The sequence below is a fragment of the Streptomyces antarcticus genome (assembly GCF_026627255.1).
GTDB lineage: Bacteria > Actinomycetota > Actinomycetes > Streptomycetales > Streptomycetaceae > Streptomyces > Streptomyces antarcticus.
This window is the reverse complement of the sequence record NZ_JAPNLM010000031.1, coordinates 23,267-37,989: the sequence shown is the minus strand read 5'-3', so window position 1 is coordinate 37,989 and position 14,723 is coordinate 23,267. Positions and strand designations below refer to the sequence as shown.

Below are 14,723 nucleotides of genomic sequence, written 5' to 3'. Positions count from 1 at the left end.
TGCCTCCATGCCCTGGAACTGGCTACAGATCAGGCTCCATCCGCCCGGCCCCGACGCGCCGGGCTACGGCGAATCGGCCTACGGGCCCGGTGGATTCACGTACGACGAGGCCCGCTCGGAGATCCAGGGCAGCCTGGACCGGCTGGCCGCCCGGTTCCCGGGGACCCCGGCGTACGCGGCCGCCGCCGCGGCGTGGCGCAGGGGAGGCGTGTCCGACGACACCCTGACCGCGGCGCTGATCATGTCCCGGGTGTACGCGTACGAGGAGGGGCTCGGTGCGGCGGAGGTCGCGCAGGAGTGGCTTCAGGGGTTCAGCATGCGGGTCACGGGCGAACCGCACCGCGTCATCACGTCGCCCACGGCCCCCGGTGGCACATTCGGCCGATAGACCGCCAGGCCGATAGACCGCTGGGGCGTCTCTTTCGGATCTTGCCGGGCCGGTCGGCCGGCGTCGTCCCCGTCGGCCCGGGACGCGCCCCGCGCCGGGTGTCCGGGTGTCGCGGCGGGGCCGCCTCGCGCACGTCAGCGCTGGTCGGCCGCGAGTGCCGTGCCCAGCGCCTTGCCCAGCGCCGTCTCCAGCGCCATGTCGCGCGCCTGGTCCGCCGGAACGGGCACGTCGGGGAGCACGCCGACGCCCTCCCAGTTGGTACCGGTCACGGTGTTGACGGTCCGGGCGGAGGGCACCGTCACCTGGACGCGTCCACCCGCTCGGCCTCGTCGGGGAAGACGTACCCTGCCGTGATCCGGTCCAGAGCCCGCTCGACCATCTGTTCGTTGGTGTTCACGGGCGGTCATCATGGGCGACCGGCCACCGTGCGAACAACAGCGTTTTACCCGGGCGGGATCCGCCGGGGCGGACCGTCAGGCGGAGTTCGCCGTGGGCAGGGTGACTTCGAAGCGGCAGCCGCCCGGGACGTTGCGTACGTCGGCCCGCCCCGCGTGCGCCTCGACGATTCCGCGGACGATCGCCAGGCCCAGCCCCGCCCCGGCCGGGGGCGTACGGGCCTCGCTGCCGCGCCAGCCGGTGTCGAAGACGCGCGTCAGGTCCTCCTCGGGGATGCCGCCGCAGCCGTCGGTCACCGACACCACCACCGCGTCCGTCCGGTCCTCCACGGCGACGGCGACCGTGCCGTCCGCCGGAGTGTGCCGGATGGCGTTGACGAGGAGATTGGCGAGGACTCGGGTCATCTCCTTGCCGTCGACCTCCACCGGTACGGCGGCGACCCGTTCCCCCACGAGCCGTACGCCGTGTTCCCGGGCGAGCGGGTCGGCGCCCGCGAGCGCGTCGTCCACGAGGTCGTACAGGGAGATCCGGCTGGGGTTCAGGCTCAGCGCGCCGGCGTGGATGCGGGAGAGCTCGAAGAGGTCGGTGACCATGGAGTTGAGCCGGTCGACCTCCGTGAGGATCTGCCGGTGGTAGCGGGCGGGATCGGCGGCCATGCCGTCCTCCAGGGCCTCGGCCATGGCCCGCAGTCCCGCCAGCGGGGTCCGCAGGTCGTGGGAGATCCAGGCGACCAGTTCGCGACGGGAGGCCTCGAGGGCCTGTTCCCGTTTCCGGGACGCGTCGAGCTTGGCGCTGGTGGCCGCCAGTTCCCGGGAGAGGGCGGCGAGTTCGGCGGTGGCGGCGGTCGGTGGCGCCGCGAACCGGCCGCCGTCCCCGAAGTCGCGTGCGGCGAGGGCGAGTTCGCGGCTGCGCGCGACGACCCAGCGGCCGAGCAGCAGGGCGGTGGCGAGGGCGACGACGGCGGCCATGGCCACGACGACGGTGACCACCCACAGGTCGTGCGAGGACAGGAACATCGCTTGGGCCACGGCCAGGGTTCCGGCCAGCATCGCGGTGACGGTGACCGCCGCGACCACGGTGAGGGACACCGCGACCGAACGGTGGCGCACCAGGCGCAGCGCGAGCGCCCCGGCGAGCCCCGCGCAGCCCGCTCCGCCGAGCGCGAAGAGGGCGATGAGCACGACGTCCTTCATGCGGCGGCCTCCGGCGGTTCGGGTTCGAAGCGGTATCCGACGCCCCACACGGTCCGGATCAGCCGCGGCTGGGCGGGGTCGTCCTCGATCTTGGCGCGGAGCCTGCGGACGTGGACGGTGACGGTGGACAGGTCGCCGAAGTCCCAGCCCCACACCTCGCGCATCAGTTCCTCCCGCCCGTGCACGCGGCCCGGGTGGGTCATGAAGTGGGCGAGGAGGTCGAACTCGCGCAGGGTGAGGGCCAGTTCGTGCCCCTCCTTCTCGGCGCGCCGGTTTCCGGGGTCGAGCAGTACGCCGCCCGCCCGCAGGAGCGGTCGCGTCGGGGCGGCGTCCTGTCGGCGGCCGCCGTGGCTGCGGCGCAGGACGGATTCGACCCGCAGGACCAGTTCCCTGGGGCTGAAGGGTTTGGTGACGTAGTCGTCCGCGCCGAGCTCCAGGCCCGCGATCCGGTCGTCCTCGTCGCCGCGCGCGGTCAGCATGATGACGGGGACGGCGGCGGTCGCCCGCAGCCGGCGGCACACTTCCAGGCCGTCCATGCCGGGCAGCATCAGGTCCAGGAGGACCAGGTCCGGCCACCGTCCGGCGGCGCGGCGCAGGGCGTCGGGGCCGTCGGGCGCGTGGTCGACGGCGTAGCCGGCCCGTACGAGATAGCCGGAGACGACCTCCGCGACCGTCGGGTCGTCTTCGACCACCAGGACCCGGAGCTGCGGTTCGGTGTGGCTCATGGGTACCAGGGTCGCATCAGCGCGGGACCCGGCGGCGGGGCTGGGGCCCTGCCGGGGGTGACGTCAGCGTTTCGTAAGGAGTCACCGGTCCGCGGGGGCAGCGCCTCAGTGGGCCTGCGCGCCGTATTCCGCGTGCTGGGTGTGGAATCCGTACGGTGCGTCCTCGCGCGACGCCGGGGCGGGAAAGCTGAAGCGGCGGGCTTCCGCCCGGGCCAGTTCCAGAAGCCGTTCGAACTCTTCGTCGGTCATGGTGCTCGCCTCGCAACCCTTTCCTCGCCCGTGATTCGTGGCGGGCGGGACAGAGGATTGGCCGTGCGGCACACATACGCGCAGGGCAGGGCAGGGCGGGGTAGGCCGGGGCGCGGCAGGCGGCGGCGCCTGCGGCTCGCCCAGATCCCGCCGCCGGCCGCGGCCGGGGCGTCGGGGCGGCGTGCCCCGGGGCTCCCGGCCGCGGACGGGGTAAGCCGTCAGGCGTTGACGCAGGTGTTGCCGAAGGCCGGGTTCAGCAGTCCGATGACGCTGACGGAGTTGCCACAGGCGTTGATCGGGATGTGGATCGGGATCTGGAGGAGGTTTCCGGAGCCGACGCCGGGCGAGTAGGCCGCGACACCCTGCGCGCCCGCGTCGGCCGACGCGGCCGACGCGCCGCCGACGAGTACGGCGCCGGCCGCCAGCGCGAGCCCTGCGGTCTTGAGGAAACGGGACATGAAAGCCTCCTGTGGATGGTGGTGCGCCGGCCCCGTACGAGGGGCCGGTGCGGGCCCTGGTGGTGCGTGGCCCTCGCTCGTGGCTTCGGCGCGACGGGCGGGGCGGCTGGGTGGGGCGGGCCCGCTTCCCTCGTTCGGATGACGGACAACGGTTTCGTTACGCCGGGCGGCCGATCCGCGGCCGCCTCCGCTCCGAAGGACGGGCGGGCCCTCCCACCCGGCGCGCCCGCGGACGGCCACCGGCCGACGTGCTGCGGCGGGCGGGCCCGTACCATCAGGCGCCCCGGTCCCGAGGCCGGGCGCCCGTACCGAAATCCGGCCGGTCGGCGGCCGGCTCCCCTGCCGGGGATCCGTACCGCCGCCACCCCTGCGGAAGGAACCGAGACCATGGGCCGCACACCCTCAGTGGGAGACATCGTGAGCGACTTCTCCCTGCCGGGAGGAGTCCTGCGCGAGGACCGCTTCGAACGGTCCGACTACGCGCTGGGCGAGCAGCGCGGGAACACCGTCGTCCTGGCCTTCTACCCGGGAGACAACACCCCCGTCTGCACGAAGCAGTTGTGCTCCTACTCGGATGGTCTGGAGCAGCTCCAGGCCTGCGGCGCCACCGTCTGGGGCATCAGCCCGCAGGACCTCGACAGCCACGAGCGGTTCGCCCGGGAGCGCGGGCTGCGCATCCCGCTGCTCGCGGATCCCGACCGCGCGGCCGCCCGGGCCTTCGGAATCGACGCCCCGCTCATCGGCCTGCGGCGCTCCGTCTTCATCATCGGGCCCGACGGCGGCCTCCACTGGAAGCGCGTGGGAACCCTGGGCGCGACCTTCCCCTCCGCCGACACCATCGCCGAGCAGCTGTCCGCCCTCCGCCGGACCTGAGCGCCCCGGCCCCCTCACCGTGGGCACCCGGGGCGCGGTGGCCTGAACCCGACGTACGGTTTGCGCGCGTCTGTGAAGATCATCCGCTCGGGGGTTCGTCTTCACTGGGGAAAGGGGGCCGCCTTGAGCGCTCCTGCCACACCGTACTTCTCGCTGCTGGGGCCGGTGCAGGCCTGGCACGGCGAGGAGGCGCTCGCGCTCGGGCCGCCGCAGCAGCGACTGCTGCTGGCCATGCTCCTGGTGCGGCGGCCGGCGGTCAGCGAGCTGGACGAGCTGATCGACGGGATCTGGGGCGAGGAAAGCCCCCGCACCGCGGTGGGCACGGTCCGGTCGTACGTGTACCGGCTGCGCCGGATCCTCGGGCCCGCTCTCGCCACCGAGGGGCGGGGTTACGCGCTCGGGGTGCCGGACGGCGCGGTCGACCTGAGCGTGTTCGAGGCCGAGGTGGCGCGGGCCCGCGCCCGGGTCGCGGCCGGCGACCTCGGCAGCGGGGCCGAGCTACTGGAGGGCGCCCTGCGCAGGTGGCGCGGGGTTCCGCTGGCCGGGCTGCCCGGGCCGTTCGCCCGGATCCAGCGGGAGCGGCTGGCGGAGCTGAGGCTGTCCGTACTGCTGGAGCGACTGGAGCTGGACCTCCTGCGGGGACGCCACGCGCGGCTGGTCCCGGAGCTGGCCCTGCTGTGCGCGGAACACCCGCGGAACGAGCGGCTGCGGAGCCTGCGCTCCACGGCCCTGGAGCGGGCCGGCCGCCCGGGTGAGGCCGGGGACGCGTCCGCCCCGCCGGCCGAACGGAGGCCCGCGGGACCGGGCGGCGGGCACGTGTCATCGGGAGGCGGGGTCGCGGGACCGGGCGGCGGAGCCGTGCCGCCCGCGGGGTCCGGGGCCGGAGCCGTGCCGCCTCCGGCGGGCAGCCTGCCCCCGCCCGCCCAACTGCCCTACACCACCAGCGACTTCACCGGGCGGGACCGCGACACGGCGGACCTCCTGCGCACCCTGCGCCCGGACGGCGCCGAGGCGGTGGTGATCTCCGCCGTCGGCGGGATCGGCGGCGTCGGCAAGACCGCCCTGGCCCTGCACGCCGCACACCGGCTGCGCGAGCACTTCCCGGACGGGCAGCTCTACGCCAACCTCCGGGGCGTACGGGACGATCCGGCGCAACCCGGGAGCGTGCTCGCCGCCTTCCTGCGCGCCCTCGGGGTCCTGGACTCCGCCATTCCGGAGGGCGCCGAGGAACGCGCAGCCCTGTACCGGTCCCGGCTGGCGGGCCGGCGGGTGCTGCTCGTCCTGGACGACGCCCGGGACATCGGGCAGATCGAGCCGCTGCTGCCCGGGGCTTCCTCCTGCGCCGTCCTGGTGACCAGCCGCAGCACCCTGCCCGAACTCCCGGCCGACCTGCGCATCCGGCTCGACGTGCTGTCGTCCGCCGACGCCATAACCCTGCTCGGCCGGATCCTCGGCGAGGCCCGGATCGCGGCGGAACCGGCCGAGGCCGCCGCCATGGCCGAGCTGTGCGGCGGGCTCCCGCTGGCGCTGCGGATCGCCGGCTCCCGGCTGGCGACCCGGCCGGGCTGGTCGCTCGCCGCGTTCCTCGGCCTGCTGGAGGGGCGGCGCTCCCCGTTCTCCGCGACGGCGGCCGGCGAGGACGGGGTGGAGGCCTGCTTCCGGCTGAGCTACGAACTGCTGGACGCCGACGAGGCCCGGCTGTTCCGGTTGCTGGCCCTGCCCGACCAGGAGGACGCGGAGGCCGCCGACGCGGCGGCCCTGACCGGCCTTCCGTACGAGCGTGCCGAGGAGTGCCTGGAGCGGATGACCGGCCTCGGGCTGCTGGAGTCCCCGGCTCCGGGCCGGTACCGCTTCCACGACCTGCTGCGGGCCTTCGCCCGTGCCCGGTCCGCGGAAGAGGACGGTCCCGGGGAGCAGGCGGCGGCGCTGGCCCGGCTCTGCGACCACTTCCTGGCGTCGGCCCGCAACGCGTACGCCGTCGAGCGGCCCGGTCATCCGCTGGCCGGGCTGCTCACCGCGACGCGCTCGCCCGGCACCGCGGTCTCCGTTCCCGGTCAGGGCCACCGGCTGTTCACCGCACAGCACCAGTCCGTGCTCGCGGTCGCGGTGCAGACGGTCCGGGCCGATCCGTCGTCCGTGGCGCTCGTGGCCGACCTCGTACTCGCCCTGGACCCGGTGCTCGACGGCTCCTTCCTCTGGGGTGCGCTGGTGGAGCCGGCCCGCCTGATGCTGGGGCTGGCGCGCGAGCGGGAGGAGACCCGGGCGGCGGGCCGCCTGGGCTACATGCTGGGCGGGGCGCTCTACCAGCTCGCGCAGCTGGACGCGGCCGAGGCGGTCCTTCTGGACGCCGAGGTCGACGCGCGCGACTCCGGGGACCCGGCGGTCCTGACGGAGATCCACAACTGCCAGGGGCTGGTGTGGCTCGGCCGGGGCGAGTACGACCGGGCCCTGGAGCTGTCGGGGCGGGCCATCGAAACCGGCGAGCGGTGCGGCAACACGTGGGGTGCGGGGAACGCGCGCACCTGCCACTCCGTCACCCTGGCCGCCGCCGGGAGGCTGGACGAGGCGGCGCGGACCGCCCGCCTGGGGCTCCGCTCCGCGCGGGCCGCGGGCGACCCCTTCCGGCAGATCTACGCCCTGTACGCGCTCGGCACCGTCGCCCGGCTGCGGGGGCGGCCCGACGAGGCGATCGAGGGGCTCCGCGAAGGCGCGGAACTGGCCGCGCGACACGGGTACTCCACCTTCGAGGTCTTCCACCTCGGCGAGGAAACCGCCTGCCACCTGGCGGCGGGGCGGCCCGGTGACGCGGTGACGACCGGCCAACGGGTCCTGGAACTGGCCTGTGCCAAGGGCTGGTTGTTCGCGGAGGCCCGCGCCCGGCGGCTGCTCGGTACGGCGCTCGCGGCCCTCGGCGAGACGGACCGGGCCCGGGAGTACCTGACACGGGCCGTCGAACTGCTCGAACCGATACGGCCGCCCGAGGCGGCGCAGGCGCGCGCCGTGCTGGACGCCCTGTAGGCCGGGGCCGGGGCAAGGGCCCGCCCGGCCGCTCCCCCGGGCGGCTCCTGGGCGGCTCCCGGCTCCCGTCTTCCGGCTCTCGTCCATCGATCACCCACGCGCTGTTGATCGCGCTCCGCCACCGTGTGCCGGGCAAGACCGCACGGGGGGAAAGGGAGTACACGCATGCAGGCGACGACGACGACCGACCGCATCACCGTCACGATCCACGCCACCGATCCGCTCAGCCGGGCCGGGGTCGTGAGCCACCTGAAGCACAGTCCGAGCGTGGAGGTCCAGTCGCGGTCCCGGGAGCGGGACGGTCTCGTACCCGCCGCGACGGTGGCGGTCGTGCTGGTGGACCGGATCGACGAGCAGTCGGCCGCCGAGCTGCGCCGGGTCCTGCGCGGCGGGGAGCAGCGGGTGGTGCTGATCGCCCGCGAGCTGCGCGAGCCGGATCTCCTCACCGTCGTGGAGTACGGCGTACGGGCCATCGTCTGGCGTCACCAGGCCACCGGGGACAGCCTGGTCAAGGCCGTGCTGCAGGCGGCGGACGGGGAGGGGGTGCTGCCGCCAGACCTGATCAGCCGGGTGCTGGGCCAGGTCGGCCGGCTGCGCCGGTCGGAGTCCGCGGCGGCCTGCTCCGGGGTGGGCGGCGGACCGCTGTTCGGGATGGCGCCGCGCGAGACGGACGTGCTGCGGCTGATCGCCGAGGGCCTGGACACCCGGCAGATCTCCGAGAAGCTCGCCTACTCCGAACGGACCGTCAAGAACATCCTGCACGCCCTGATGACCCGGCTGCAGCTCACCAACCGCGCCCATGCCGTGGCCTACGCGCTGCGCGAGGGCTACATCTGACCTGCCCGCGCACCCGCCCGCGCACCCGCCCGTGCACATTCACGCGCACCCGCGCTGCCGCGGTCCCGCGTGCCGCAGGACCGACACGACCATCGCACACGGCGGCGGTCGCCGGCCTTTCCCGCTGTGCTCCGCCGGCCACCCGTCGGCCCTCCACCGGCCCTCCACCGGGCCCTTGCCGGCTCCGGCCGTACCGAGGACACCACATCACATGATCCACGAGATCGACGAGGCACTCCGAAGCCTCCTGCGCCGCGGCGCCCTGCCGGAGGGGGCGGGCGAGATCGCCCTCGAAGCCCCCACCCGGGAGTGGGCGGCCCGGCGCAACACCCCCACGATCAACGCCTACTTGTACGACATCCGCGAGGACGTGGCCCGTCGCGAGCGTGGAGCCTACGCGGAGCGGGGCGAGGACGGGACCGTCCTGCGACGGCGCCAGCCGCCGCGCTGGTTCCGCCTCTCGTACCTGCTCACCGCCTGGACCGCGCGCCCCGAGGACGAGCACCGGATGCTCGCCGGGGCGCTCGCGGCGCTGCTGCCGTACGAGGCGCTGCCGGAGCAGGACGTCCCGCACTCGCTGCGGACGCACCGGGCCGCCGTCGCCCTCACGGTGGGCGTCCCGCCCGCCGGGTCGCGCTCGCTCGCCGACATCTGGTCGGCGCTGGGAGGGGAGCTCAAGCCGTCGCTCGACGTCGTGATCACCACCCCGTTCCCGGTGACGCCGGTCTACCCGGTGGGGCCCCCGGTCACCGAGGGCGCGGTGGTCACCGTCCGCGGTGCGTCCGGCGTACCGGCCGACTCACGGCCACGGATGCTCCGTACGGCGCGGCGCGGGAGGAAGACCGGTGAGTGAGTCGGCGCGGGCCCTGCTGAGGCGGTTGGCGGCGCTGCGCGCGGCGGCGGCGGAGCTGGTCGAGCGGCGCTCGGCCGACGATCCGGCGGCGCACGATCCGCTGCGCGGGCTGTACGTGTCCCGGGAGTCCGCGCTGCGCGCGGGCTCGAGCGACGGGCCGGACCCCGCGCGGGCCCCGGACGGCGAGGCCCGGGCGGAGACCGAACCGGACCCCGGAGAGGCCGGTCAGGACCTCGGAGTGGCCGGTCAGGACCGGTTGTCCGCCCTCGTCAGGGACTTCGGGCTGTCGGCGCTCGATCTGCGGATCCTGCTGGCGGCGGCGGCTCCGGACGTGGACCGCCGTTTCGAGCCGCTGTACGGCTACCTGAACGACGACGTCGGGCGCCGCCGGGCCTCGGTCGCCCTCGCCCTCGAACTGGCCGGAAGCGGCCCCCAGCTGCCGCGGGCGCGCGGGCGGTTCCACGTGGCCGCGCCCCTGATCGCGGGCGGGCTGCTCGGGCTGGAGGACGAGGACCGGCCGCTGCCGGGGCGGGCGCTGCGGGTTCCGGAGCGCGTCGTGGCCCACCTGCTCGGGGACGACAGCCTCGACGAGGCACTGTGCCGGGCGGGGGTCACCCTGCTGCCGCCCGCCCCGCGTCCGGCGTACTCGGCGGGTACGGCGGACGCGGTGGGCTCGGTGGGCTCGGTGGGCTCGGCGGACACGGCGGACGCGGCGGACACGGCGGGCTCGGCAAGTACGGCAGGCGTGACAGGTTCCGCGAGCGTGGCCTGTGGCGCGGCCACGGCGGTACTGGTCGCACGGTCGCGGCGGCCCGTGACGGTCCACCTGCGCGAGCGGCACGGCGCGGCTTCGGCGGCGTCCGTGGTGACCGCGCTGCGGGCGGCGGGCCGGCCGGTGCTGCTGTACCGGGCTGGGCCCGGCGCCCCGGAGCCCGCGATCGGCGCTCTGCTGAGGCGCGAGGCCCGGCTGCGCGGGGCCGGGACGGCGGTGGTGGTGACCGCCCTGCCGGGCGATCCCGGGGGGCTGATCTCCTCGATCGCCGCACCCGACATCACCTCGGTGTTCGCGGGCCCCGAGCCGTACGACCCGGACTGGGCGGCGGGGGCGACGGGAGTCTCGCTCCTGGCGCTGGACGCACCGGCGCCCGGGGCCGCGGCGGGCGGCGGCGGCTCCGGAGGCGGCGCGAGCGTCGACCGCTGGCGGGCCGTACTCCCCGGGTTCGACGGTGAGATGGCCAAGTCGGTGGCCTCGTACCGGCTGGACGGGGAGCAGATCGAGGCCGTGGCGCGGGCCGCGCGGGAACTCGCGGCCTTCGAGGGCGTCGCGCTCGGCGCGCACCACGTCCGGCACAGCGCGCGCAGACTGTCGGCGCCGCTGCTCGGACGGCACGCACGGCAGGTGCGGCCGGCCGTCGGGTTCGCCGACCTGGTGCTGCCGGAGCCACCGCGCTCCCGGCTCGTGGAGCTGGTGGGTCGGGCCCGCCACCGGGACGAGGTCCTCGGCGGCTGGCGGCTGCGGACCGGCGGCGGGCGCGGGCGCGGGGTCGTGGCCCTGTTCGCCGGACCGTCCGGCACCGGGAAGACTCTCGCGGCGGAGGTGGTGGCGGGGGAACTCGGCCTGGACCTGTACGTGGTCGACCTCTCCTCGGTGGTCGACAAGTACGTCGGGGAGACCGAGAAGAACCTCGAGCGGATCTTCGTGGAGGCGGACCGCACCGATGCCGTCCTGCTGTTCGACGAGGCGGACGCCGTCTTCGGCAAGCGGTCGCAGGTCCGCGGCTCGAACGACCGGTACGCGAACATGGAGAGCGCGTACTTGCTGCAGCGGCTGGAGTCCTTCGACGGCATCGCCGTCCTCACCACCAACCTGCGGTCCAACCTGGACGAGGCGTTCACCCGCCGGCTCGACCTGGTGGTGGACTTCCCCTTCCCCGACGCCGAACTGCGCGCGAGCCTGTGGCGCGGCGCACTGGCCGGGGCGCCGACCGAGCCCGGCGTCGAGGCCGAACTCAAACTCTGCGCAGCGGAGTTCGAACTCGCGGGCGGCTCGATCCGCTCGGCCGCCCTGACCGCGTGCTATGCGGCACGGGTCCGGGGTGACGGTCCGGTGACCGCCGAGGACGTACGCGACGGGGCCCGCCGGGAGTACGTCAAAGCGGGACGGCTGGTGCCGGACAGCACCGGGGCCTGGTCACCGTAGCGGCCCGGGCGGCACGCGAGGTACCGGCACCATCGGGATCCGGGCAGGGCGGGGCGGGGCAGGCCATCGGGATCCGGATGCGGCGGCGCCATCCGGATCCGGACCTGGCCGGCGGGCACCCGCGAGCGCGCTCAGGCGGGGAGGAGCGCGTCCCACTGGTCTCGGGTCGGACCGTCGTGCGCGGGCGAGAAGTCGGGGTGGGCGTCCAGCCAGGCCGTGACGTGCCGGTCCACTTCGTCGGTGCCGTAGGCCTCGTGGGCCGGGCGCACGAGATGGCGCACCTCGGCCCGGGCCCTCATCACGACCGGATCGTCGAAGGCGCAGGCGCCCAGGGCGGCGGCCCGCCGATCGGAGAGGGGTGAACTCTCGGCGAGGCGCTTCTCGTTGGAGCGGTCGGCCGTCACCTGCGCGTCGAACCACGGGCGGAGGACCTGTTCCGTCCAGGTGTGGTAGCCGCTGGGGTCTGCGGCGATCCGGTCGGCGTGCGTGGCGAGGTACTGGGCGGCGCGCAGGCCGAGGGCCGCTCCGTGGCCCAGGGTGGGGTTGGTGTGGATGAGGCTGTCCCCGGCGTTGACCAGGCCGGTGACGACGGGTCCGTCATCGTCGGCGAGGCTGGTCCAGCGGTTGTCCAGGCCGGCCATCGCCAGGACGGCGGACTGCGGTTCGGGGTCGAGGTCGAGCCAGGCGGCGGTGGCGGGGAAGCGGCGGGCGGCGGCTTCGAAAACGGCGGGGTCGGTGAGCGCTCCGCGCGTGGGATCGCCCGTGGAGAGCACCAGGTTCACCGCGAAGGTGTCGTTGTCGGAGGGGAAGACCCCGGCGATCGCGAACGGCGCCGCCGAGCCGGTCTTCACCCGTCCGGGGTCGCGCGGGCCGTCGGCGCGCAGGCGGTACCAGCGGCACAGATAGGCGATCCCGGCGCGGTGGCTGTCGACCACGGGCCGGCGGCAGCCGGCCGCGACCAGCCAGGCGGGAACCGGTGAGCGCCGGCCGGCCGCATCGACGACGAGGTCCGCCGGGTGCGTCTCCTCGCCCGCGCGCACGCCGGTGACCCGGTGGGGACGGCCCTCCCCGAAGGTGAGTGCGTGCACCCGGCGGCCTCTCAGGATCTCTACGGTGCGTTCCCGGCGCAGGGCCGCGGCCAAGGCGGCCTCCAGCACGATCCGGCGGGTGCGCAGGGTCACCAGGTCCTCGTCGCCCGCCCGGTGCGGCGGATGCTCGCCGAACCAGTCGAAGTCGTGGTACTCCCGGGCTCCGCGTGCCAGCAGGTCCGCGTAGACATCGGGGGTCTCGGTGCGCAACACGGTACGTACGGGCGCGAGGAACGAGTGGGGCTGGACAGCCTGTGGGCTCCGGGGTCTGTCCCAGTGGTAGAAGTCCCGGTCCAGGTCGTCCCCGGCCTCCCGGGCGTCCTGCTCGAACAACGTGACCGTGTGGCCCCGCCTGCCGAGCATGAGCGCCGTCCCCAGCCCACTGATGCCCCCACCGATCACCGCAACCCGCGCCACCGAGTACCCTTTCGCGTCGTGTTGCGGGCAGAGCCTACTGCTTGACGATCTTCGGTCGCGTTCCGGCCTCGCCCGTCACGGTGCAGGTCGGCGGCCGGCGGCCGGCACGACGGGGCGGCCCGATCGTCCCCGTCGTCCCCGTCGGCGCCCGGGCGGACGTACCGAGTTGGGACCAATGCCCGGATCGTCCCTGTGTCGAACCTGCGGGCTTCCTTAAGGGACCCTGAAGAACCGCTCCCTGGTGCTCCTTTGGCTGGTCACGGGCCTACGCTCGGGCCAACTCGCCTTCATTCCCTCTCCAGTGAGGTGTTACCTGCATGAGCCGCAGCCGAACTCTCGGTACCCCGTCCCGCGTCGAGGCGCGCCGGAAGAAGTCGGCGCGCACCCGCATCGTGCTGTCCGTCACCGCGGCCGCCGCGGTCGTGGCGGTCGGGGTCGCCGTGGCCGACTCCGACGGTGAGGACCGTACGGACCGGCAGGCCGGCGGCCAGGTCGGTACGGCGTCCGGCACCGCGTCGGCGACGCCGCCCGCGGCCCCCGCCGACGCGACGCCGACGGGCACCCCCGAAGCCTCGGCCTCGGGGAGCCCGAGCGCTAGCGCGAGCCCGTCCGCGACCCCCGACGCCGGCGCCTCGGAATCGGCCGCTCCCGCCGATCCCTCGATCCAGGCGAACAACGCTCCGGCCACGTCGGCGGCCGCCAAGCCAGCCAAGCCGGCGCCCAAGCCCTCCCCCACGAAGGGCAGCGGCTCGGGCGGCTCCGGCGGTACGGGCACCTCCGGCGGATCGGGCGGTTCGGGCGGTTCGGGCACCGTGAACGGTGACGCCGAGTCCGCGGTCCTCTCGCTGGTCAACAAGGAGCGGGCGACGGCCGGGTGCGGCCCCCTCGCGGCCAACGCGAAGCTGAGCGCCGCCGCGCGGGCGTACAGCGACACCATGGCCCGCAGCGGCGTCATGTCGCACACCGGTCCCGACGGGTCCACCATGACCAGCCGTGTGGAGGCCGCCGGATACAAGTGGTCCCGCCTCGGCGAGAACATCGCCCGCGGGCAGGCCGACGCCGCCTCGGTCATGAACTCCTGGATGAACAGCTCCGGACACCGGGCCAACATCCTCAACTGTGACTTCCGCGAGATCGGCATAGGCGTCCACAAGGGCGACGGCGGCCCGTGGTGGACGCAGAACTTCGGCACCGGCAAGTAGCGGAGCTCCGGCCCCCTGCCGGTGCCCTTCCCCGGGCCGGTCGGCTGACGGAAACCCCCACGCCGCCCGCCGATCGGCCCCGCCCGTCCTCCGACCCCTCCCCGGGTCCGGGGGACGTCGGCGTTCCCGGCGCGCCCCGCCCCCCGGCGCCGGCCTTCGGGGGGTGCCGGTGACGCGTCGCGCCGCGCGTCGGCCACTATGGGGCCGTGCCCCGAACTCCGCGCTACCTGCTCATCTGGCTGTCGTGTACGGCCGCCAGCGTGACCGCCGTGCTCGCGACGGTCCAGTTCGTGGTCGGGTCGACCAGGCATACGCCTCCGGTCGCGCGCTCCGCCCCGGTGGTCATCGACACGCCCCCCGCCTGGGAGGCGGGCAGTCCGTCGCCGGAGCAGCCCTCTCCGTCCCCGTCCGCGGCCGCCTCCGCGAGCCCTTCGCCCACGCTGACGCAGCGGCCGTCCGCCTCGCCCACGCCCACCCCAGCGAAGGCCTCGGCGGGCACCCCGCGGACCAGCGCGCCCAGGAGCGACGTCGACTGCGAGCAGGGCGGGGCGGGCCTGCACACCGTCCCCTCGCAGGGCGGCAAGGTCACGGTCCGGTACGGGAGCAAGGGCGTGTGCCTGATCTCGGCGATCCCCGGCCGCGGTTTCAAGACGACCACCTCGCAGAGCTCCGACGACACCCTCACGGTCACGTTCTCCAGCGGCGGCCACCGGTCGGTGATCACGGCGACGGTCGTCCCGGGGGCGAAGGCCAGCGTGCGCGAGACCTCGTTCTGAAGCCCGGCGCGCCGACCGGGGACGGATGACGGGCGACCGCGACCAGCGAT

General features: G+C 75.0%; 14 protein-coding genes. 8 read left to right on the top strand and 6 right to left on the bottom strand.

The annotated features are described in order from the left end of the window. Positions 1 to 7 precede the first annotated feature (7 nt). The gene (locus OTB16_RS33000) at positions 8 to 388 is read left to right on the top strand and encodes a hypothetical protein (RefSeq protein WP_267725625.1); all 381 of its coding nucleotides are present in this window, start codon (positions 8 to 10) and stop codon (positions 386 to 388) included. Positions 389 to 522: 134 nt separating this feature from the next. Here the strand turns inward: OTB16_RS33000 and OTB16_RS32995 are convergent, their stop codons facing one another. The 5 genes from OTB16_RS32995 to OTB16_RS32975 form a co-directional block, all read right to left on the bottom strand. After that, positions 523 to 657 (bottom strand): hypothetical protein, encoded by a 135-nt coding sequence (locus tag OTB16_RS32995; RefSeq protein WP_267725622.1) that lies wholly within the window; start codon positions 655 to 657, stop codon positions 523 to 525. A 204-nt stretch (positions 658 to 861) separates the two neighbouring features. Further along, positions 862 to 1,977, bottom strand: coding sequence for a sensor histidine kinase (locus OTB16_RS32990; protein ID WP_267725620.1), 1,116 nt, complete (start codon positions 1,975 to 1,977; stop codon positions 862 to 864). Further along, positions 1,974 to 2,702: a response regulator transcription factor gene (locus OTB16_RS32985; RefSeq protein WP_267725618.1), complete on the bottom strand. Its 729-nt coding sequence runs from the start codon at positions 2,700 to 2,702 to the stop codon at positions 1,974 to 1,976. Before OTB16_RS32985 ends, OTB16_RS32990 begins: the two co-directional genes overlap by 4 nt. A gap of 105 nt (positions 2,703 to 2,807) precedes the next feature. Continuing rightward, positions 2,808 to 2,951: a hypothetical protein gene (locus OTB16_RS32980; protein ID WP_267725616.1), complete on the bottom strand. Its 144-nt coding sequence runs from the start codon at positions 2,949 to 2,951 to the stop codon at positions 2,808 to 2,810. A gap of 218 nt (positions 2,952 to 3,169) precedes the next feature. Next, positions 3,170 to 3,409 carry a chaplin gene (locus tag OTB16_RS32975; protein WP_267725614.1) on the bottom strand — a complete coding sequence of 80 codons (240 nt, stop codon included), beginning with the start codon at positions 3,407 to 3,409 and terminating at the stop codon, positions 3,170 to 3,172. 387 nt (positions 3,410 to 3,796) lie between these two features. Between OTB16_RS32975 and OTB16_RS32970 the strand changes: the two genes are divergently transcribed. The 5 genes from OTB16_RS32970 to OTB16_RS32950 all read left to right on the top strand — a co-directional run bounded on the left by OTB16_RS32970 (position 3,797) and on the right by OTB16_RS32950 (position 11,190). Then, on the top strand, positions 3,797 to 4,282 hold the full coding sequence (locus OTB16_RS32970; RefSeq protein WP_267725612.1) for a peroxiredoxin: 486 nt from the start codon (positions 3,797 to 3,799) through the stop codon (positions 4,280 to 4,282). A 123-nt stretch (positions 4,283 to 4,405) separates the two neighbouring features. Beyond that, entirely contained in the window at positions 4,406 to 7,300 is a 2,895-nt protein-coding gene (locus tag OTB16_RS32965) for an AfsR/SARP family transcriptional regulator (protein ID WP_267725610.1), read from the top strand. A gap of 165 nt (positions 7,301 to 7,465) precedes the next feature. Next, on the top strand, positions 7,466 to 8,137 hold the full coding sequence (locus OTB16_RS32960; RefSeq protein WP_267725608.1) for a helix-turn-helix transcriptional regulator: 672 nt from the start codon (positions 7,466 to 7,468) through the stop codon (positions 8,135 to 8,137). Between the two features lie 211 nt (positions 8,138 to 8,348). Beyond that, a complete protein-coding gene (locus OTB16_RS32955) occupies positions 8,349 to 8,990 on the top strand; it encodes a Pvc16 family protein (protein WP_267725606.1) in 642 nt (213 codons plus the stop codon). Further along, positions 8,983 to 11,190, top strand: a complete 2,208-nt coding sequence (locus tag OTB16_RS32950) for an ATP-binding protein (RefSeq protein WP_267725604.1) — start codon at positions 8,983 to 8,985, stop codon at positions 11,188 to 11,190. Before OTB16_RS32955 ends, OTB16_RS32950 begins: the two co-directional genes overlap by 8 nt. Positions 11,191 to 11,321: 131 nt before the next feature. Here the strand turns inward: OTB16_RS32950 and OTB16_RS32945 are convergent, their stop codons facing one another. Further along, positions 11,322 to 12,695, bottom strand: coding sequence for an FAD-dependent oxidoreductase (locus OTB16_RS32945; RefSeq protein ID WP_267725602.1), 1,374 nt, complete (start codon positions 12,693 to 12,695; stop codon positions 11,322 to 11,324). Between the two features lie 317 nt (positions 12,696 to 13,012). Here OTB16_RS32945 and OTB16_RS32940 point away from each other — a divergent pair, with 317 nt between their 5' ends. Together OTB16_RS32940 and OTB16_RS32935 are read left to right on the top strand one after the other, a co-directional pair. Beyond that, on the top strand, positions 13,013 to 13,897 hold the full coding sequence (locus tag OTB16_RS32940; protein ID WP_267725599.1) for a CAP domain-containing protein: 885 nt from the start codon (positions 13,013 to 13,015) through the stop codon (positions 13,895 to 13,897). A gap of 206 nt (positions 13,898 to 14,103) precedes the next feature. After that, positions 14,104 to 14,673, top strand: a complete 570-nt coding sequence (locus tag OTB16_RS32935; RefSeq protein ID WP_267725597.1) for a hypothetical protein — start codon at positions 14,104 to 14,106, stop codon at positions 14,671 to 14,673. Positions 14,674 to 14,723 lie beyond the last annotated feature (50 nt).